The organism is Pseudomonas sp. H1h, assembly GCF_000633255.1.
In the GTDB taxonomy this organism is placed as follows: Bacteria; Pseudomonadota; Gammaproteobacteria; order Pseudomonadales; family Pseudomonadaceae; genus Aquipseudomonas.
Genome location: NZ_AYMJ01000008.1, coordinates 73,017 through 93,014, shown reverse-complemented (window position 1 = coordinate 93,014; position 19,998 = coordinate 73,017). Strand labels below are relative to the sequence as shown.

Annotated in this window: 16 protein-coding genes; 9 read left to right on the top strand and 7 right to left on the bottom strand. The window is 59.3% G+C overall.

All coding sequences use genetic code 11. The annotated features are described in order from the left end of the window. Positions 1–68 precede the first annotated feature (68 nt). Complete coding sequence (locus tag U862_RS0106445; protein ID WP_025109619.1) at positions 69–764, top strand: pirin family protein; 696 nt, start codon at positions 69–71, stop codon at positions 762–764. 85 nt (positions 765–849) lie between these two features. Here U862_RS0106445 and pgm read toward each other — a convergent pair whose 3' ends face one another. The 4 genes from pgm to U862_RS0106425 all read right to left on the bottom strand — a co-directional run bounded on the left by pgm (position 850) and on the right by U862_RS0106425 (position 7,086). Further along, positions 850–2,496, bottom strand: coding sequence for a phosphoglucomutase (alpha-D-glucose-1,6-bisphosphate-dependent) (pgm, locus tag U862_RS0106440; RefSeq protein ID WP_025109618.1), 1,647 nt, complete (start codon positions 2,494–2,496; stop codon positions 850–852). A 96-nt stretch (positions 2,497–2,592) separates the two neighbouring features. Beyond that, positions 2,593–3,993 (bottom strand): PLP-dependent aminotransferase family protein, encoded by a 1,401-nt coding sequence (locus tag U862_RS0106435; protein WP_025109617.1) that lies wholly within the window; start codon positions 3,991–3,993, stop codon positions 2,593–2,595. Between the two features lie 48 nt (positions 3,994–4,041). After that, positions 4,042–5,517 (bottom strand): hypothetical protein, encoded by a 1,476-nt coding sequence (locus tag U862_RS0106430; RefSeq protein ID WP_025109616.1) that lies wholly within the window; start codon positions 5,515–5,517, stop codon positions 4,042–4,044. Positions 5,518–6,063: 546 nt separating this feature from the next. Further along, the gene (locus tag U862_RS0106425) at positions 6,064–7,086 is read right to left on the bottom strand and encodes a zinc-dependent alcohol dehydrogenase family protein (RefSeq protein WP_025109615.1); all 1,023 of its coding nucleotides are present in this window, start codon (positions 7,084–7,086) and stop codon (positions 6,064–6,066) included. A gap of 270 nt (positions 7,087–7,356) precedes the next feature. Between U862_RS0106425 and U862_RS0106415 the strand changes: the two genes are divergently transcribed. Further along, positions 7,357–8,286 (top strand): LysR family transcriptional regulator, encoded by a 930-nt coding sequence (locus tag U862_RS0106415; protein WP_025109614.1) that lies wholly within the window; start codon positions 7,357–7,359, stop codon positions 8,284–8,286. A 73-nt stretch (positions 8,287–8,359) separates the two neighbouring features. Here the strand turns inward: U862_RS0106415 and U862_RS0106410 are convergent, their stop codons facing one another. From U862_RS0106410 to U862_RS0106400, 3 genes are all read right to left on the bottom strand, one after another. Further along, entirely contained in the window at positions 8,360–9,538 is a 1,179-nt protein-coding gene (locus U862_RS0106410) for a sugar transporter (protein WP_025109613.1), read from the bottom strand. A gap of 143 nt (positions 9,539–9,681) precedes the next feature. Continuing rightward, a complete protein-coding gene (locus tag U862_RS0106405; protein ID WP_025109612.1) occupies positions 9,682–9,966 on the bottom strand; it encodes a hypothetical protein in 285 nt (94 codons plus the stop codon). Positions 9,967–10,032: 66 nt separating this feature from the next. Next, a complete protein-coding gene (locus tag U862_RS0106400; protein ID WP_025109611.1) occupies positions 10,033–10,371 on the bottom strand; it encodes a hypothetical protein in 339 nt (112 codons plus the stop codon). A gap of 170 nt (positions 10,372–10,541) precedes the next feature. Here U862_RS0106400 and U862_RS0106395 point away from each other — a divergent pair, with 170 nt between their 5' ends. The 7 genes from U862_RS0106395 (at position 10,542) to U862_RS0106365 (ending at position 19,939) form a co-directional block, all read left to right on the top strand. Continuing rightward, on the top strand, positions 10,542–11,468 hold the full coding sequence (locus tag U862_RS0106395) for an HTH-type transcriptional regulator ArgP (RefSeq protein ID WP_025109610.1): 927 nt from the start codon (positions 10,542–10,544) through the stop codon (positions 11,466–11,468). A 178-nt stretch (positions 11,469–11,646) separates the two neighbouring features. Then, complete coding sequence (locus U862_RS0106390; RefSeq protein ID WP_025109609.1) at positions 11,647–11,991, top strand: hypothetical protein; 345 nt, start codon at positions 11,647–11,649, stop codon at positions 11,989–11,991. A gap of 19 nt (positions 11,992–12,010) precedes the next feature. Next, positions 12,011–12,463 (top strand): DUF805 domain-containing protein, encoded by a 453-nt coding sequence (locus U862_RS0106385; protein WP_049827986.1) that lies wholly within the window; start codon positions 12,011–12,013, stop codon positions 12,461–12,463. A 272-nt stretch (positions 12,464–12,735) separates the two neighbouring features. Beyond that, on the top strand, positions 12,736–13,989 hold the full coding sequence (gene mexE, locus U862_RS0106380) for a multidrug efflux RND transporter periplasmic adaptor subunit MexE (protein WP_025109607.1): 1,254 nt from the start codon (positions 12,736–12,738) through the stop codon (positions 13,987–13,989). 15 nt (positions 13,990–14,004) lie between these two features. Next, entirely contained in the window at positions 14,005–17,196 is a 3,192-nt protein-coding gene (locus U862_RS0106375; protein WP_025109606.1) for an efflux RND transporter permease subunit, read from the top strand. Continuing rightward, complete coding sequence (locus U862_RS0106370) at positions 17,193–18,614, top strand: efflux transporter outer membrane subunit (protein ID WP_025109605.1); 1,422 nt, start codon at positions 17,193–17,195, stop codon at positions 18,612–18,614. Before U862_RS0106375 ends, U862_RS0106370 begins: the two co-directional genes overlap by 4 nt. A 269-nt stretch (positions 18,615–18,883) precedes the next feature. Next, on the top strand, positions 18,884–19,939 hold the full coding sequence (locus U862_RS0106365; RefSeq protein WP_025109604.1) for a tetratricopeptide repeat protein: 1,056 nt from the start codon (positions 18,884–18,886) through the stop codon (positions 19,937–19,939). The last annotated feature ends 59 nt before the right edge of the window (positions 19,940–19,998 follow it).

Genomic DNA, 19,998 nt, shown 5'->3' with positions numbered 1-19,998 from the left:
ATTAACCGACGGTCTCGCTTCGTGGCTCAGGCGCTGCGCCCCATGACGAGCCTTTTGAGGAGACGATCATGCTTGAACTCAGACCTTTCAACACGCTGGGCGGCGCTCATCACGGCTGGCTGGACGCCCATCACCACTTTTCGTTCGCCGAGTACTACGATCCGCAGCGCATGAACTGGGGCAATCTGCGGGTGTGGAACGATGACGTGATTGCCGCTGGCACTGGCTTCCCGCAGCACCCGCACCGTGACATGGAAATCATCACTTACGTGCGTGAAGGTGCAATTACTCACCAGGACAATCTTGGCAACAAGGGCCGCACCGAGGCTGGTGATGTGCAGGTCATGAGCGCTGGTTCGGGTATCGCGCACAGCGAGTACAACCTGGAAGCACAGGAAACGCGGATTTTTCAGATCTGGATTCTGCCGACTGAAACTGGCGCGCCGCCATCCTGGGGTGCAAAACCATTTCCAAAAGGTCAGCGCGAAGGTTTTGTAACGCTTGCCAGCGGCAAGGACGGCGACGACCAGAGCCTGCGAATTCGCGCCGATGCACGATTGGTGGCGGCGAATATCAAGGCTGGCGAAACGGCGGAGTATCGTCTGGATGCGGGGCGACGGGCGTATCTGGTACCGGCCACCGGAGTGATTGAAGTCAACGGCTTGCGCGCGCAAGCTCGAGACGGTGTAGCGGTGGCGCATGAGCGAGTGCTGACAGTGACCGCGATTGAGGACAGCGAGATCGTATTGGTGGATCTGGCTTAAGTTGCGGGCATGAAAAAGGGGTGATCCATTGGATCACCCCTTTTTTAACATTGACCTTGCCGACCTTGTGGCGAGGTAATTGCCACTATTTCGTGGAAATAGCGCCATCCACCAGGGTCTGCGCTTCGGCCACCAGTTGCTTGAGGTGGTCGTCGCCAATGAAGCTTTCGGCGTAAATTTTGTAGATGTCTTCGGTGCCCGAAGGACGCGCAGCGAACCAGCCGTTTTCGGTCATCACTTTCAAGCCGCCAATGGCCTGATCGTTGCCCGGGGCATGGCTGAGAATGCTCTGAATCTTCTCGCCTGCCAGTTCGGTCGATGTCACTTGTGCCGGCGACAGCTTGCTCAGCAGGGCCTTCTGCTCCGGGTTGGCCTTGGCATCGACGCGTACCGAGAACGGTTCGCCCAGTTCATCGGTCAGTGCGCGATAAGCCTGGCTTGGATCACGGCCGGTGCGGGCGGTCATTTCGGCCGCCAGCAGAGCTGGAATCAAACCGTCCTTGTCGGTGCTCCACACGCCGCCGTCCTTGCGCAGGAACGACGCACCCGCACTCTCCTCACCGCCGAAACCCAGCGAACCGTCGAACAGGCCATCGGCAAACCATTTGAAGCCGACCGGCACTTCGTACAGGCGACGTCCCAGACGTTTGGCCACGCGATCGATCAGGCCGCTGCTGACCACGGTTTTACCCACGGCAGCATCGACGCGCCACTGTGGGCGGTTCTGGAACAGATAGTCGATGGACACCGCAAGGTAGTTGTTCGGTGCCAGCAGACCGCCCGAAGGGGTAACGATGCCGTGGCGGTCGTGGTCCGGATCGCAGGCGAATGCCACATCGAAACGTTCCTTGAGGCCGATCAAACCTTGCATGGCATGGCTTGACGATGGGTCCATACGAATCTGACCGTCCCAATCGACCGTCATGAAGCGGAAGGTCGAATCGACCTGTTGATTCACCACTTCCAGATCGAGACGGTAGTGCTCGGCAATGGCCGACCAGTAGCGCACCCCTGCTCCACCCAGTGGATCGACACCCAGACGCAGTTTGGCATCACGGATGGCATCGAAGTCGATCACGTTGATCAAGTCAGCGACGTAAGTGTTGAGGTAGTCGTGACGGTGGGTGGTGCTGGCCTTGAGCGCCTGCTCGTAGCTGATGCGCTTGACGCCGGCCAGTTTGTTGGTGAGCAGTTCATTGGCCTTGGCTTCGATCCACTTGGTGATGTGGGTGTCGGCCGGGCCGCCATTGGTAGGGTTGTATTTGTAGCCACCGCTTTGCGGCGGGTTGTGCGACGGCGTGATGACGATGCCATCGGCCAGCCCCGAGGTGCGGCCACGGTTGTAGCAGAGGATCGCGTGCGAGATCGCCGGCGTCGGTGTGTACTCGTCACCTTCGGCGATCATCACGGTCACGCCATTGGCTGCCAGCACTTCCAGTGCGCTCGCCCCGGCCGGGGTCGACAGCGCATGGGTATCGATGCCGACGAACAGCGGGCCAGTGATGCCCTGTGCTTCGCGGTACAGGCAGATCGCCTGGCTGATCGCCAGAACGTGCCACTCATTGAAACTCAAGTCGAAGGAGCTGCCGCGGTGCCCGGACGTACCAAACGCCACGCGCTGGGTGGAAATCGAAGCATCCGGTTGGCCGGTGTAATAAGCCGTTACCAGTCGCGGGATATCGACCAACAATTCTGCCGGTGCCGGTTTGCCCGCAAAAGGACTGATAGTCATGCAAAACCTCTGAGATAGAGTGGTCCAGGAAATACAGCGCAGTTTACTGGCAGTTTGACCGCAGCGCGACGGGATCTATCCGACAGATTTCAACGTTCATTCCAGAGGCGCCAAGCGCAACGCATCCCCCAGCATTCCGATGATCCCGACCAGGCCGTGTTCACCCTGCTCCAGCAGGCTCAAACGCAGATGATGGCCGTGTAATCCCTGCAGGCTGAACAGTTCACCCGGCGCAATCAGGACCTGCTGCCTGAGCATGCGCTGAAACACATCGCGCATGTCCACCGGACGCACTGAACGCACCCAGACGGTCGCCCCGCCTTGCGGTTCGACAACCTGCAACGCATCGCCCAAGCGTTCGCGCAGCAAGTGGATCATTGGCGTTCGACGCTCCTTCAGAAGCCGACGAAGTACCTGCAGGTGCTGGTCGATCCGACCATTTCGGTACAGTCGGGCAATAGCCTTCTGGCGGATGGGCGACAGTCGGAATGATCGCATCAGAAAATGCCGCAGCATCTCGCTCTTCCATTGTCGCGACAAGACGAAGCCGTAAGGCGCTTCGATACCAATGATTTTCTCGAATGTGGAGAAGACCAACAGCCGGTCGGGATCGAGCCGATCACGCAAGCGCTCGCCATCCATTGTTTCGCCAAGTTCGCCGTAACAATCGTTTTCCAGAACCCAGGTGCCATGCTCGCGCAGCAGTCTGGCGATGGTGATGCGGTTATCCGCCGGAACCTGCGTACCGCGCGGCATGCACAAGCCCGAAGACAGCAACACCAGCCGCACATTCCCGGTGTTGAGCTGTGTTTCCAGCCATTGCGGCTCCAGGCCACCGCAGGCCTGCAACGGCAGCTCGATCACGCGCACCTCTGCAGCCTGCAGCAATCGCAGTATCACCCAGTCGCAGGGCGACTCGACCAGAACGGTTGCGTGCTTGAGTTGTAGAACGGCAACCAGGATTTCCAGTACCCCACGCAAGTCCGCACCGATGTAGACATCTTCGGCGTGCCAGCATTGGCTCGGCGAGGTGGTGTAACGGGCCGCCAGTACGGTGCGCAATTCCAGTTCACCGCAGGGCTGGTCGAGCAACGATGGCTGGCGCGGGTACTGACGCAACAATTCGCGCTCCAACAGCAGCAAGGGGCTGTCCAGCGATTGCACCGACACCGGATCTTCGGCGCTCAGTAAGCGCATCCCCGGGCGCCGCGCATTGACGTAGACCGTTTCGAGCAGATCATTGCCAACGGCTGGGGGCGTCAACCCTACAACGGCCCGGACGTAGTACCCGGACTTGGCAACCGAGTAGATCCGCCCTTCCTTCTCCAGCAACGAATAAGCGTATTGAATGGTCGAGATCGATACGTTCAGACGATCTGCCAACTGACGCAACGAAGGCAGTCTGAGATTGCCGTCGCCGGCCGGCTCCGCCATCAATCGCATCAGGTAGCGATAGACAGCCTGGTAAGCAAAACCCGGTTCCCCTGCAGCCTTCATGAACCGGCTACCGTGGATAGAGATAAACCGAAGGATCGATCACTCACCTCAACGTTCCGCTGACCGATCACCCAGGCCGGCACCCAGGCCATCGAGACCCGCCGTGTCGAGTGCAGGCTCCAATGCGCGCGCGGCAGTCCCACACATTGGCAAGGGTTCCATGGAATAGAGTCGGCTTATCAGTCTGACCGGCAACCCACTGACATCCACCATCCATTGCAGCACTTGTTCCGGACCGTGCAGCCCTTGCATGGCTCGATGCAAATCGGGCATTGCCACCAGCATGCCTGGATGACAGCTGCGCAGGAATCGTTCGAGACCGGCTCCCCGCTCAATGAATGGCGTGAACAACAGGCAGACCGATTGCGCTTCATTCAAGCCGTAAGTTCTGTACAGACTGCTCGCCGCTTGCTCGCGCAGGTCATCAAGCGCCTGCAGATGGCCGAACCTTGTGATCATTTGTTCGCAGGCCGGCTCCGGCAACTGTTTGTGCTGCATCTGCGCCAGTGTGCGCTGGACATGTTCCGAAAAGCCGCTTTCATAGAGGCGGCCGTCAATGAATTCTGCCGTCAGGCCACACAAATGAGCCTCGATCAGAGGGTCTGCGTACTCCCCCATTCCTTGACTGAACGCCCACTCCTCTGACTGAAACCCAAGGAACTCGCTGAGCAACGGCCAGCGTTCTTCCAGTTTGCCCACCACCATGTCATGGATGTCGACGAATGTTGTCCGGCGGCAGGACTCGAATCCGTCTTCGGGGCGCCAGCACAGCCGCTCGGATTCGCTGTAGAAACCGCGATACAAGTCACCTCCCAGTCCGTCAAGCAAGGCGAACAATTCATCGAAAGTTCCGGCATTGACCGCCAGCGCACCGATTCCGGCTTTCTGTACGGCACGGTCCAGATTGTCGATGAATTGCTTTTGGCGATGCAGCGACTCGCTGGCAACCCATGCATCGACACCATTGCCCCAGCGGGCAATCTGGCCGTAAAAACCGGCCCATGCCAGGCAGGCGTCATCCCACAACACAAAGGCCTCGTCCCTCGCCCGGCGGTGCCCCATCATCAGAACGTCGGTGCGGTTGGCATCGGTGTTCTCCTTGTCGAGAGGAGCCAGGTGATTGAACGGCAGTACCTGACGATGATCCACCATCAGCAACTCGACCCTGGGATCGTCGTAAAGGAACAGCGCACCGAAGCTGCGGTGCAGATTGTCCAGCGTCGCCGGTCCCATTCCACTCCAGCGCAGCGTGGCGACACGTAAATGGAAAGTCGCGGGAGCCCGGCCGGCAATACTCAGCTGCGCGGCTCGCAACAACGCCAGCGTATAGCAACTGTCACGAGTGCCGGACGGTGTCACCATTACCTTGTAGTCACCGATGCGTTCCATTCCGCCGGCGGCGACCACCAGCCGCTGAATCAGCAACTGCAGCGCTGTGCGCTCGGCTCTGGAAAAAAAACTCAGCAATCGTTGCAGTACTTGCTGGTAGACATAATTCATTGCCTGATCATGGATCGTGCTCATCAGTACTTTACCCGGCGTAAAAAATTCATATCGCGCTCCAGCGGTGAGGCAGGCGCAATAAATTCATCAATAAGTAATAGACGATCAAATACTAACACTTATGTTTTTGAAGTTATTTGAAACACATGACACGAAGAAGCTGACAGCTCCGCCCCCATTATCTCCGCATCCATCTGTTTTTATTGATGTTTTTCTTTCATAAAAATATCTGAGGAAACTTCTTACAACGTCCCACGAATATTGAGTACAAGAAAAGCAGAACGTAAATAGGAAACCCCCTACAACCCTTAAACAGAAATAGGTGTTCCGCTCATTGAAGCTTTCTTTAAACAGCGCTAGAAAAACAGAATGCACAGACATGGCTCATTCCTTGAGATGAAAGTAATCATTCAATTATCAGTGCTTACGAGACGATTAGAAGATACAGATAGCGGGCAAAAACCGGTTCAGATACACAAAGGCCAGGCGCCGGGCCTGGCATGTATCGTCATTTGCAGGGAGTACAACGCAAGAGTCCGTGGGGCCACGGACTCTGATCGGAAGGAGTTACGCGGGTTCGACCTGGAGGGCGACCCGTTCGCGGCACGGGCATTCGTCCATGTAGCGGTGTGCTTCAACGAACTCACTGAACGGGAAGACCCGCGTTTTGAGTGGCAGTAACACGCGGTCAGCGGTCAGCTGGTTGATGTCTCGTAATGCGCGTTGCACCGCGACATGGTCCTGAGTAATGCCCAGCTCGGGCTTGCCGGTGAAATTGCCGATGCAGTGCACGAAGAACTGAATGTTCTTCTGGAACGCCGCGCAGGCCGGGAACGGTGTCTGGTTGCCGCCCTGCAGGCCATACAGGACCAGACTGCCACGCGGTGCGAGCACATCGCCGAGCAACGACATCTGCGGGCCGCCAAGACCGTCGAACACCACGTCGACGCCGCGGTTGTCAGTGATCTTGTTGATTCGCATCAACAGGTCTTCTTCCTCGGTGACGATGACTTTCTCGGCGCCCAGGGACAAAAGGTACTCACGCTCGTCGGCAGTCTTGGTCGCCGCAATCACCCGTACACCCAGCGCCTTGCCTAACTGCACGAAGGACGGACCGGCGCAGTGGCTGGCATCAGTGACCAGGGCAAACTGCCCCGGCTTGACCCGCGCCAGATCGGCGTAGGCAAAATAGGCGATCAACAGCGGTGTGTAATGCACGCTGGCTTCGATCGGGCTGAGCACATCCGGATAACGGGTCACCGCTGTACGTGGCAGAACAATCTGCTCACCGTACACCGGATAATCGTTCGGGCTCTGGGCCGGAAAACTGGCGACTTTGTCGCCGACCGACAGATCGTCGATGCCTTCGCCGACGGCAGTCACCACACCGGCCATTTCATGGCCGAGGCCAGAAGGCAGACGTGCCTGGGACGACGCCAGGTTCTGACGCCAGAGAATGTCGTACCAGCTGATGCCGATCGCTTCGACACGCACCTGCACTTCGCCAGGACCTGGCTGAGCGGCCGCATGCTCTTCGCATTTGAGCACCTCGGCCGGACCAAACTTGTGAAAACGGATCGTGCGGGACATCGCAAACCTCGTCAAAGTAACCTCTAATGCCCTGAACTCTATCTGGGCTTTTGACCCAAGACTATCAGTGGCTATTAATAGTCGACATGCCTGTCATTGATTCCGCAGTATGGACCGCATGGGCAAAATCGATGAAAAATATGCTGCCACCGACCCGGCAAACCTGAATTTAGCGGTGCAGAGTACCAGCCTTTCCCCGTAATATTCATGCCGGCCATTGTTCTCATATGGCCGCTCTCGTCAAGCTTGATGACTCTGCCAGGACTCCAGATGAATCGTAATGACCTGCGTCGTGTCGACCTGAACCTGCTGATCGTGTTCGAAACATTGATGCACGAACGCAGTGTGACCCGCGCCGCCGAAAAGCTTTTTCTCGGTCAGCCAGCGATCAGTGCGGCGCTCTCGCGCCTGCGCAGCCTGTTCGATGACCCCCTGTTCGTGCGCACCGGACGCAGCATGGAACCGTCCGCCCGCGCGGTGGAAATCTTCGCCCTGCTCTCGCCCGCCCTCGACTCCATTTCCACAGCAGTCAGCCGTGCGGCAGAGTTCGACCCGGCCACCAGCACCTCGGTGTTCCGCATCGGCCTGTCCGATGACGTCGAATTCGCCCTGCTGCCGATGCTGCTCAAACGCCTTCGCGCCGAATCACCGGGGATCGTGCTGGTGGTGCGCCGCGTCAACTACATATTGATGCCGGGCCTGCTGGCTTCGGGCGAAATCTCCATCGGCGTCAGCTATACCACCGACCTGCCGGCCAACGCCAAGCGAAAGGTCTTGCGCCGCAGCCAGCCGAAACTGTTGCGCGCCGACACCGTACCGGGCCCGCTGAGCCTTGACGACTATTGCGCGCGTCCGCATGCACTGGTGTCGTTCGCTGGCGACCTGAGTGGCTTTATTGATGAAGAACTGGAGAAACTCGGCCGCAAGCGGCACGTAGTGCTGGCCGTGCCGCAGTTCAATGGCTTGAGCACCTTGCTCGCGGGCACTGACATCGTCGCGACCGTGCCGGATTACACCGCCGACGCATTGACGGCTGCGGGTGGCGTACGCGCGGAAGATCCGCCGTTGCCGACGCGCACGTTTGAGCTGCACATGGCGTGGCGCGGGTCGCAGGATAACGATCCGGGCGAGCGTTGGTTGCGGTCGCGGATTCAGATGTTCTTCGGCGATCCAGACAGTCTTGAGCTGCCTGCGCATTAAGCAGGCTGCAAAGAGAGACAGGCCAAGCATTCGAACTAAAAATCCCCCCAGCGGCGAATCTTCCCGCTCAAACTCAAGCCACGGGCCGGCTGTTGCGATACATCGACAGGCAGTAAAACGACAGCGCCGCTGCCGCCAACGTGCCGCCAACCACCCCGATGTAAGCAAAGCCCAACTGGCTGCCCACCCAGCTTCCCACCAGTGCCCCACCGCCGATGCCGATGTTGTAGATGCCTGAAAACAGTACCATCGCCACATCGGTGGCATCCGGCGCCAGCACCAGGACTTTCGACTGCAATGCCAGCCCGAAGCCCATGATCGCCATGCCCCAGAACACACTCAGCACGCCGAGGTACGAGACGTTGCCACTCAAAGGCAACAGCAAAGCCAGGCACAGGGCGAGCACCGATACGCAGGTGATCAGAAAGCGCTGCGGGTTATAGCTGTGCAGGTAGCTGAACAGCAGCGAGCCGAAAATACCGGCGCCACCGAATAACAGCAGGAGTAGCGTCACCACATCGCCGCTCATGTTGGCCACCGTCAGTACGAACGGTTCGATGTAGCTGTAGGCGGTGAACTGTGAAGTCACGACCAATGCCGTGAGAACATAAATCGCCACCAGCGCAGGTCGTTTCAACAACACCGGCAGACTTTTAAGCGAACCCGAATTCTGGCTGGGCAGCAACGGCAGAACCTTCGCCAGGCAGAACACCAGCGCCGCCGCAAAGCCTGCAATCACGATGAACGTGGTGCGCCAGCCCATGGCCTCGCCCAACAAGCGGCCGAGGGGAATCCCCAGCACCATCGCCAGCGAAGTACCGGTTGCCAGCAAGCCCAGGGCTTGAACCTGCTTGCCCGGGGGCGCCAGGCGCACGGCCAGAGACGCGGTGATTGACCAGAACAGCGCATGCGACAACGCCACGCCGATCCGGCTCACCAGCAACACACCGAAGCTGGTCGCCAGACTCGACAGGATGTGGCTGGCGATAAACATTCCGAACAGCACAATCAACAGTCGTCGTCGTTCGACGTTGCGCGTCAGCAGCATGATCGGCAATGACGTCAGCGACACCACCCACGCATAGATGGTCAGCATCAGGCCGACCTGCGCCGTCGACATGTCGAAGCTGCTGCCGATCGAACTCAGCAGACCCACAGGTACAAATTCGGTGGTGTTGAACACAAATGCAGCCAGTGCCAGTGCAATCACCGCGTACCAGTTGCCGTTGTTTGTCGCCGTAGAATCACTCATTTAAACGTCGTTTTACTCTTCGATGATCGCGCGCACTCGATCTGTGTCCATCAGTGGGTGTCTTGTAACGTTCTGCGCTGGCGCAACGTTAAGCGGTTGCAGGGGTGCTTCACAACCAGCGACGAAAGATTCGACAGCCTTTTTCATTGGCCTGCATAGCCTTTGACGCGCATGCAATCATTCGTCAGGTCGATCTGTTTTTCCGCAATAACGATCCCGTCCCCCACGGCACTGCCCATGCCGTGGGTTTTGTCGTTTGCAGCAGGGGTTGAGTGATAGCTGGCAGTTGCCGCTTTGGCCTGGTACTGGCACTCCGCTTTATCGTGCTGGATTTCAGCCGCGCCTGCGCCCGGCCTGGACCAGTCATGAACTGAGGTCACACAGGCACTCAACAACGTAGCAAGCAACGCAATAGCCAATAACTTCATGGTGTGTACCGCCGATAAATTAAAAGTCGCAATGCGCCTGGATGACTGGCATTGCCGGGATGGAAATCACTTGCAGACGAACGTCACATGGGTCACTTCATTCACTGGATCGAGCGGCACGCGCGATTGCACATCGAACACATCGACCTGCTTGCCGAGCGATGCGCACTTTTTCTCGGCGCCGTTCAGAGCCAGCCGACGGGCCTCGGAGTGAGTGTGTCGGGACTGCAGTGTTTTGGCCGCGACCTGGTACTCGTAAGGGCCGAGTTTCAGGTCGTGGGATTGCCAGACATAGTTGCCGACCAATGCAATGGCGCTCAGCGCGATAATCATATTGAGCTTCATGGCAAGTATCGGACGCTGGACATTCCATTCTTCATCACGCTCACCCTGCGGGGTCAACAACGCTTCAATCCTGTCATCCGAAGATTCGATGACGCCTGGGGCGGCGTGCCGTGCCGATCAACGCCACTGCACGTCGCCTTGGGGTAATGATTGGGCAGTTGCATATCGAGGTGAAGAAAAACGAAGTATCTTTCAGTCTCCATTAGAAATACTTAACGAGAGTGGCGACCATGCAACTCGACGCAAAACAGATGCAGGCGTTCCTCGCCGTGGTCGACAGCGGCAGTTTCGAGAAGGCTGCGGAACGTCTCAACGTAACGCCGTCGGCGGTGTCGCAACGCATACACGCGCTTGAAGTGCGTCTGGGCAACTCGGTGGTGGTGCGCGGGCGCCCGTGCGAGCCGACTCAGGCGGGAAGGAAACTGATGCTCTATCTGCGCCGTGCAACCGTGCTCGAAGAGGAACTGCTGAACGATCTGACCGGCGATGAACACGATCACCTGCGCGTGGTGATTGCGGTCAATGGCGACACGCTGGCGACCTGGTTCTTCCCGGCACTGGCCGAGATATTCGTCAGCGAGAATATTCTGCTCGACGTCGTGGTCGACGATCAGGACCACACCTATGCCCTGCTGGAAAGTGGCCAGGTCATCGGTTGCATCGGCACGCGTTCCCAGCCCATGCGCGGCTGTTTTGCTGAGTTGCTGGGCTCGATGCGTTACCAATGGGTGGCATCGCCCTCGTTTCAGCAGCGCTGGTTTGCCAAGGGCCTGACCCGCACGTCTGCGCGCAAGGCGCCAGTATTTGCCTATTCGCGCAAGGACACCTTGCAGTCGGATTTCATGCAATCGCGCTTCGGTCTGACCGCCGACGCTTATCCCACGCACTACCTGTCACTTCCAGAGGCACGCCTGAAAGCCATACGCCGTGGCCTCGGCTACGGGATGGTGCCGCAGATGCAGGTCAGTGATTTGCTGAAAAGCCGCGAACTGGTGGATGTCGCGCCGGGGCATTTCACGGATGTAGAGCTTTATTGGCACGCCTGGGAACTGCAATCACCGCGCATGGAGATGCTCTCCGAGCGCGCGGTACATGCCGCGCGGCGTATTTTGAGCAGCAAGGGTCCGGTAAAACGCTCGACCATGCCGAGGAAGTAGTTGCGTGGCGGATTCAAGTGGTTTCTGGCGATTCCGCACAGCCCTGCGCAAAACTGTGTCGGCAAATCTACAGCCATCATGATGGCAAAGTGATAATGACAAATCCGGCAATAAAGTTTAACTTACCGCCGCCCCGACCGATGGAGGGTCGGGCAATCGCACTCAGTTAAGGAAAACGATGGCAATGGTCTATTGTCGTGCTTGCGCCAAGGAGCTCCATGAAACGGCGCTCACCTGCCCCCAATGCGGGGCTGCCCAACAGGCCACCGTGCCGCAAACGCAAGCCGAAATACCCTGGCTGGCCATCGTTTCGTTGATCCTCGGAATTATCAGCGCACTCACCCTGTTTGATGATTCCGAATGGGACAGGGATTCGATTGTCGGTGTGGGCATCCTCAGCCTTGCGGGCCTTACTTGCGGCATCGTCTGTATCAACCAACACCACCCAGGAAGAAACCTCGCGATCGCCGGCATCATTTTGTCAGGCCTTGCCGCGTTCGTTTTGTCCTGTCTATCGATTTGAATAATTTTAGGGAAAGAATATGAGCATGGTTTTCTGCCGCGGTTGCGCCAAGGAAATTAGTAGTCTGGCCGTTGCATGCCCACAGTGCGGCGCGCCTCAGGCGACTCAACAGACTTATGCAAGCGGCCCCGCCATCACGACGGGTAACCCATACATGGAAGCGTTGAAGAACTACGCAGAATTCAAAGGCCGCGCGACTCGCCGCGAGTACTGGATGTTCGTGCTGATCAACCTGGGTATCTGCATTGTCATGGGCGTACTCGATGCCATGCTCAATACCAAGGGCGTCCTTTACAACCTCTACAGTCTGGCGATGTTGCTGCCGAGCATTGCCGTCGGCGCTCGCCGCATGCATGACACCGACCGCAGTGGCTGGTGGTTGCTGTTGCCAATCGTCAACCTGGTATTTCTGGTGCAAGACAGCCAGCCAGGTCCAAACCGTTTCGGGCCGAACCGTAAAGGTATCAACTGAGTCAGCCTGTAACTGTTGATCGAGACGGCCTTCATGGCCGTCTCTTTGTTTGTGCTACCCGCCGCTGAAAAGGCCGCTGCACTTTTACCCGTCACGCAACACACATTTGTCATCAAACAGATTGATAGCACCCTAACGAAAGGTGCATGCTAGAGGGCTCGAATCGGTCTTATATCATTCCGAATGATAGTTACCTTTGCTTCATTCGATTCGTGCCATCACAGCCCGCCGAGCATCATCCGCCCATCTTCAATACATTGGCGGATGATTCCATGGAACAGTCACTCAAACATTTGCGCTTCCCGTTGGCCCTGTTGGCCGTGCTGGTGATGAGCGCTTGCGGCAAGACTCCGGAGACTGCCGCCACTATGCCCGCTGCCAAAGTCAGCGTGGCCAAGGTGCTGGAACAACCGGTCAACGAGTGGGACGAATTCACCGGGCGCCTCGAAGCGCCGGAAACCGTTGAAATTCGTCCACGGGTCTCCGGCCAGATCGACGAGGTAGCTTTCACCGAAGGTGCACTGGTGAAGAAAGGCGACCTGCTGTTCCAGATCGACCCGCGTCCATTCCAGGCTGAGGTGCGCCGCCTCGAAGCCTTGGTCGCACAATCGCGCGCCAACGCCACCCGCAGTGAAAACGAAGCCGGCCGCGGTGAACGCCTGCGTGCCAGCAACGCCATCTCCGCCGAACTGGCCGACTCGCGCACCAGCGCTGCACAAGAGGCGCGCGCCGCCGTCGGTGCCCTGCAAGCGCAACTGGATCTGGCCAAGCTGAACCTGAGTTTCACCCGTGTCACCGCGCCAATCAGCGGCCGCGTCAGCCGTGCCGAGATCACCGCCGGCAACCTGGTGACCGCCGACACCACACCACTGACCAGCGTGGTTTCCACCGACAAGGTCTATGCCTACTTCGACGCGGATGAGCGGGTGTTCCTCAAATACACTCAACTCGCCCGCAACGGCCAACGCGGCGCCACCACTCCGGTGTACATGGGGCTGTCCAACGAAGACGGCAACCCGCACCTGGGGCAGATGAACTTCGTCGACAACCAGGTCAACCCGAAGACCGGCACCATCCGTGGTCGCGCCGTGTTCGACAACAGCGACGGCACCTACACCCCGGGTCTGTATGCACGACTGAAACTGGTCGGCAGCGGCACCTACAACGCCATGCTGATCAACGACGAAGCGGTCGGTACCGACCTGGGCAAGAAGTTCGTGCTGGTAATGGATGCGGACAACAAGACCGCGTACCGCGCCGTTGAACTCGGTCCGAAGATCGAAGGCCTGCGCATCGTGCGCACCGGGCTGAACAAGGACGACACGATCATCGTCAAGGGCCTGCAGCGGGTACGTCCGGGTTCGCCGGTGACCCCTGAAGTGATCCCGATGGCCAGCGAGCAGACCATTGCCGCCCTGGCCCAACAACGACAAGCGCTGGAAGCCAGCAACCTGCCCAAAGTCGCACCTGCCAAAGGCGCGCCGGGATCGGTTGTGAAGCTTGCCGCTGCGACCCCACGCGGTTAAGGGACGATAACTCCGATGAATTTTTCCCAATTCTTCATTTCACGGCCGATCTTCGCAGCGGTGCTTTCGCTGTTGATCCTGATCGCCGGTGCGATCTCGCTGTTCCAGCTGCCGATCAGCGAATACCCGGAAGTCGTGCCACCCACTGTGGTGGTGCGTGCCAACTTCCCGGGCGCCAACCCAAAAGTCATCGGTGAAACCGTGGCCGCTCCGCTGGAGCAAGCCATCACCGGCGTCGAGAACATGCTGTACATGTCCTCGCAGTCCACCGCTGACGGCAAGATAACCCTGACCATCACCTTCGCTCTGGGCACCGACCTGGACAACGCGCAGGTGCAGGTGCAGAACCGGGTGACCCGTACCGAGCCGAAACTTCCCGAAGAAGTGACGCGCATCGGTATCACCGTCGACAAGGCGTCGCCCGATCTGACCATGGTTGTGCACTTGACCTCGCCGGACAAACGCTACGACATGCTCTACCTGTCCAACTACGCAATCCTCAATATCAAGGATGAGCTGGCGCGTCTGGGCGGTGTCGGTGACGTGCAACTGTTCGGTATGGGCGACTACTCGCTGCGGGTCTGGCTCGATCCGAACAAGACCGCTTCGCGCAACCTGACCGCCACCGATGTGGTGACGGCGATTCGTGAACAGAACCGTCAGGTCGCTGCCGGTCAGTTGGGTGCGCCCCCTGCCCCGAATGCCCAGAGCTTCCAGCTGTCGGTCAACACGCAGGGTCGTCTGGTCTCCGAGGAAGAGTTCGAGAACATCATCATTCGCGCAGGCGATAACGGTGAGATCACGCGCCTCAAGGACATCGCTCGCGTCGAACTGGGTTCCAGCCAATACGCCCTGCGTTCGTTGCTGAACAATCAGCCGGCGGTAGCGATCCCGATCTTCCAGCGTCCAGGCTCCAACGCCATCCAGATCTCGAACGAAGTTCGCGGCAAGATGGAAGAGCTGAAGAAAAGCTTCCCGCAAGGCATGGACTACAGCATCGTCTATGACCCGACGATCTTCGTGCGCGGTTCGATCGAGGCAGTGGTTCACACCCTCTTCGAAGCACTGATCCTTGTGGTGCTGGTGGTGATTCTGTTCCTGCAGACGTGGCGCGCCTCGATCATTCCGTTGGTGGCGGTGCCGGTATCTTTGATCGGTACGTTTGCGGTGATGCACCTGTTCGGCTTCTCGCTCAACGCCCTGTCCCTGTTCGGCCTGGTACTGGCGATCGGTATCGTGGTGGACGATGCCATCGTGGTGGTGGAGAACGTCGAACGGAACATCGAGCTGGGACTGACGCCGGTCGAAGCGACCAAGCGCGCCATGCGTGAAGTGACCGGCCCGATCATTGCGACAGCGCTGGTGTTGTGTGCGGTGTTTGTACCGGCGGCGTTCATCTCCGGCCTTACCGGGCAGTTCTACAAGCAGTTCGCGCTGACCATTGCGATCTCGACCGTGATCTCCGCGTTCAACTCGCTGACCCTGTCGCCAGCACTGGCCGCCGTGTTGCTCAAAGGGCATGACGCGCCGAAAGACCGCTTCTCGAAAATCCTCGACAAGATCTTCGGTGGCTGGTTGTTCCGTCCGTTCAACCGCTTCTTTGACAAGGCCAGCCATGGCTACGTCGGTACTGTGCGTCGGGTCATCCGTGGCAGCGGTATCGCCCTGCTGTTGTACGCAGGCCTGATGGTACTGACGTTCTTCGGTTTCTCCAGCACCCCGACCGGTTTCGTACCGGGCCAGGACAAGCAATACCTGGTGGCTTTCGCGCAATTGCCGGACGCCGCAAGCCTGGATCGCACCGAAGACGTGATCAAGCGTATGTCCGACCTGGCGCTGAAACAGCCAGGCGTGGAAAGCGCCGTAGCGTTCCCGGGCCTGTCGATCAACGGCTTCACCAACAGCCCGAACGCCGGCATCGTGTTCGTGACCCTGAAACCGTTTGACGAGCGTAAAGATCCGAGCATGTCTGCCGGTGCAATCGCCGGGGCCCTGAACGGCCAGTACGCGAACATTCAGGAAGCGTACATGGCGATCTTCCCGCCACCACCGGTACAAGGTCTGGGCACCATTGGTGGTTTCCGCCTGCAAATCGAAGACCGGGGCAACCTGGGTTACGACGAGCTGTACAAAGAAACCATGAACATCATCACCAAGAGCCGCAGCGTGCCGGAATTGGCCGGACTGTTCACCAGCTACACCGTGAACGTGCCACAGGTCGATGCCGCCATCGACCGCGAAAAAGCCAAGACCCACGGCGTAGCCGTCAGCGACATCTTCGACACCCTGCAGATTTACCTGGGTTCGCTGTATGCCAACGACTTCAACCGCTTCGGGCGCACCTATCAGGTCAACGTTCAGGCTGAGCAACAGTTCCGCCTCGAATCCGACCAGATCGGTCAGCTGAAAGTGCGTAACAACAAGGGCGAAATGATCCCGCTGGCGACCTTCATCAAGGTCAGCGACACCTCGGGTCCGGATCGCGTGATGCACTACAACGGCTTCATCACTGCTGAAATCAACGGTGCCGCTGCGCCCGGCTACAGCTCCGGCCAGGCCGAAAAAGCCATCGAGAAACTGCTCAAGGATGAACTGCCGAACGGCATGACCTACGAGTGGACCGACCTGACCTACCAGCAGATTCTGTCCGGCAACACCGCGCTGTTCGTGTTCCCGCTCTGCGTATTGCTGGCGTTCCTGGTGCTCGCCGCTCAGTACGAAAGCTGGAGCCTGCCACTGGCGGTGATCCTGATCGTACCGATGACTCTGCTGTCGGCCATTACCGGGGTGATCATCTCTGGCGGCGACAACAACATCTTCACCCAGATCGGTCTGATTGTACTGGTGGGCCTGGCCTGTAAGAACGCGATTCTGATCGTCGAGTTCGCCAAGGATAAACAGCTGGAAGGCCTCGATCCGCTGGCGGCGGTACTGGAAGCCTGCCGTCTGCGTCTGCGGCCGATCCTGATGACCTCCTTCGCGTTCATCATGGGTGTGGTGCCACTGGTGTTCTCCAGCGGTGCCGGTGCCGAGATGCGTCATGCGATGGGTGTGGCGGTGTTCTCCGGGATGCTCGGGGTGACCTTCTTCGGTCTGCTGCTGACGCCAGTGTTCTATGTGCTGATTCGTAATTTCGTCGAGCGCGGCGAAGCCCGCAAAGCGGCCAAGGCGCACAATCTTCAAAAGCCACTGGAGGCGCAACAATGAGTCTGAAAGTCTTCCTGCCGAGTCTGCTGGTGCTGGCGCTGAGCGCCTGCGCCGTCGGCCCTGACTACAAGACCCCAGCCACGGAGGCGGCCAATATCACGACCGCCACCGACGGCGCAGCCGGGCAAAAGAACTTCGACCGATCGAAATTCGAAGGCATCTGGTGGCAGCAATTCGACGATCCGACCCTCAACCAGTTGGTGACCCAATCGCTGCAAGGCAACCGCCAACTGCGCGTGGCCTTCGCTCGCTGGAAAGCCGCCCGGGCGATCCGTGATGACGTCAGCAACGATGCAATGCCGACCATCACCAGCCGCGCCAGCAGCGATCTGGCCAAGGGACAAATCCCCGGCCAGACCACCAAACGGGTCAACAGTGAGCGCTATGACCTGGGACTGGACATGGCGTGGGAAATCGACCTGTTCGGGCGCATCCAGCGCAATCTGGAATCGGCCGATGCCGAGCAGCAAGCCGTCGAGGCCGACCTGTACCAACTGCAAGTCACCATGATTGCCGAACTGGTCGACGCCTACGGCCAACTGCGCGGTGCGCAACTGCGCGAGAAGATCGCGGTGGCCAACCTGGAAAACCAGCAGGAGTCGCGCAAGATCACCATCAGCCTGCGTGATGCCGGGGTGGGCGATCAGCTCGACGTCGAACGCGCCGATGCGCGTCTGGCCTCGGTCGAAGCCAGCGTGCCGCAACTCCAGGCCGAACAGGTTCGACAGAAGAACCGTATCGCCACCCTGCTGGGTGAGCGTCCGGACAAACTGACCGTGGACCTGAGCCCCAAAGACTTGCCGGCCATTGCCAAAGCCTTGCCGATCGGCGACCCGGGCGAACTGCTGCAACGTCGTCCGGATATTCTCAGCGCCGAGCGCAAGCTGGCTTCGGCCACTGCGCGGATCGGTGTGGCCAAGGCCGACCTGTTCCCGCGGGTCAGCCTCAGCGGGTTCCTCGGCTGGACGGCCGGGCGCGGTTCGCAGATCGGCTCCTCGGCGGCCAACGCCTGGGCGCTCGGCCCGAGTATCACTTGGGCGGCGTTCGACCTTGGCAGCGTGCGTGCCCGCCTGCGCGGCGCCGATGCCGATGCCGAAGGCGCACTGGCGACCTACGAGCAACAAGTGCTGCTGGCCCTGGAAGAATCGGAAAACGCCTTCAGCGATTACGGCAAACGTCAGCAACGCCTGATTTCGCTGATCCGTCAAAGTGAATCGAGCCGCAAGGCTGCCGATCTCGCGGAAATCCGCTACCGCGAAGGCACTACTGACTTCCTGGTACTGCTCGACGCTCAGCGCGAACGCCTGAACGCCGAAGACAGCCAGGCCCAGGCCGAAGTCGATCTGTATCGCGGCATCGTCGCGATCTACAAGGCCCTGGGGGGTGGCTGGCAGCCAGAGACGGTCGCCAGCAAGTAAACATTTTTCAAGCGCTCCTTTGGTTGGCCGCAACCAACCAATTTTTTGCCCCGCGTATCATTCGGTCGCGGGGCTTTTTTGTGCCTGCTTCCCTTGTAGAAGCGAGCCTGCACGCGATAGCGCCGGATCAGTCGATATCCAGACGCACGGGCATACCGTATTCGCGAGCAGACGCGTCCCCACAATTGATCGACTGGCGAATTTGACTCAACGGCCAAGCTGACCGAAGCTTGCCCCTCTGCTAAAGAACACCCGTTCACGGAAATCGCATGCCTCAGTCCCGCCGCTACCTGCTTATCAGCCTTGGCCTTGTACTGCTCATCGTCGTGGCCTGGTTGTCCCTGCGCTCCACCACCCCGGTGGTGCCCGAGGCGATCAAGCGCGGCTACAGCGAAGCCCTCACGGCGGCCCGCTCCGGTCAACCGGGGGCGGCGCGTCAGCTCTATCAACAATTGGCGCGCCCGGACTTGTCGGTCAAGCGCAGCGTCTGGCTGCTGGCCGAGTTGCCCAACTACCCGAGCCCGCAGGCGCTGAAACTGGCCGACGCGCACCTGCAAAACGAGGCACCCGAGGTGCGCCTGGCAGCGATTCAGAGTGTGGTGGGACTGGTGCCCGGCGGACAACGCAGTCTGTTGCTCGGGCCGATGCTGGAGGATGAAGATCAAACCGTGCGTTTTGCCGCGATCAACGCCCTGCTGGGTCTGACGCCGGACGAGCTCGGCCTGTATTTCGCCCCCCTGCAGCAGGCGATCGATGGCTGGGAGCAGGTGCTCACTGGCCAACCGGAAAGCGCCGCCACCTACGCGCAACTGGCGCGTCTGTATCTGCACAACGCTGAACTCAAACAGGCCCAGCAAGCGCTCGACAACACCTTGCGTCTGGAGCCGGGTAACCTGCCGGCGCTGGTGATGCAGATCGATGTCCTCGATCGCCAGGGCCAGAGCGACGCTGCCCGCCAGCTGCTCGCGAAACAGTTGCAGGCCCAGCCGGATTCCGCCTACCTGCAGCACGCACTGGGTCTGTGGCTGCTGCACCACGGCCAGCGCGAGTTCGCCCTGCTCGGTTTGTCCAAAGCGGTCGAGCTTGAGCCTGACAACAAGGACTACCGCTACGACCTGGCGACCACCCTGCACGCCGCCGAAGAACTGGAAGCGGCGCAAAAGCAATTGCAGGAAGTCGTGCAGCGCCACCCCGCCGACCGCAAGGCCCGGGTGCTGCTGATCAATTACTGGAAAGAAAGCGGCCAGTTGCAGAACGTGCAGGTTTTGCTGGCGCAACTGGAACAGATGAACCCCGATGACCCGGCTTTGCAACAAGGACTCTAAAACCCCTGGCGAGAGGATTTTCCTCTCGCCAGCAAGAAAAAGCGGAACCGCCATCAAGG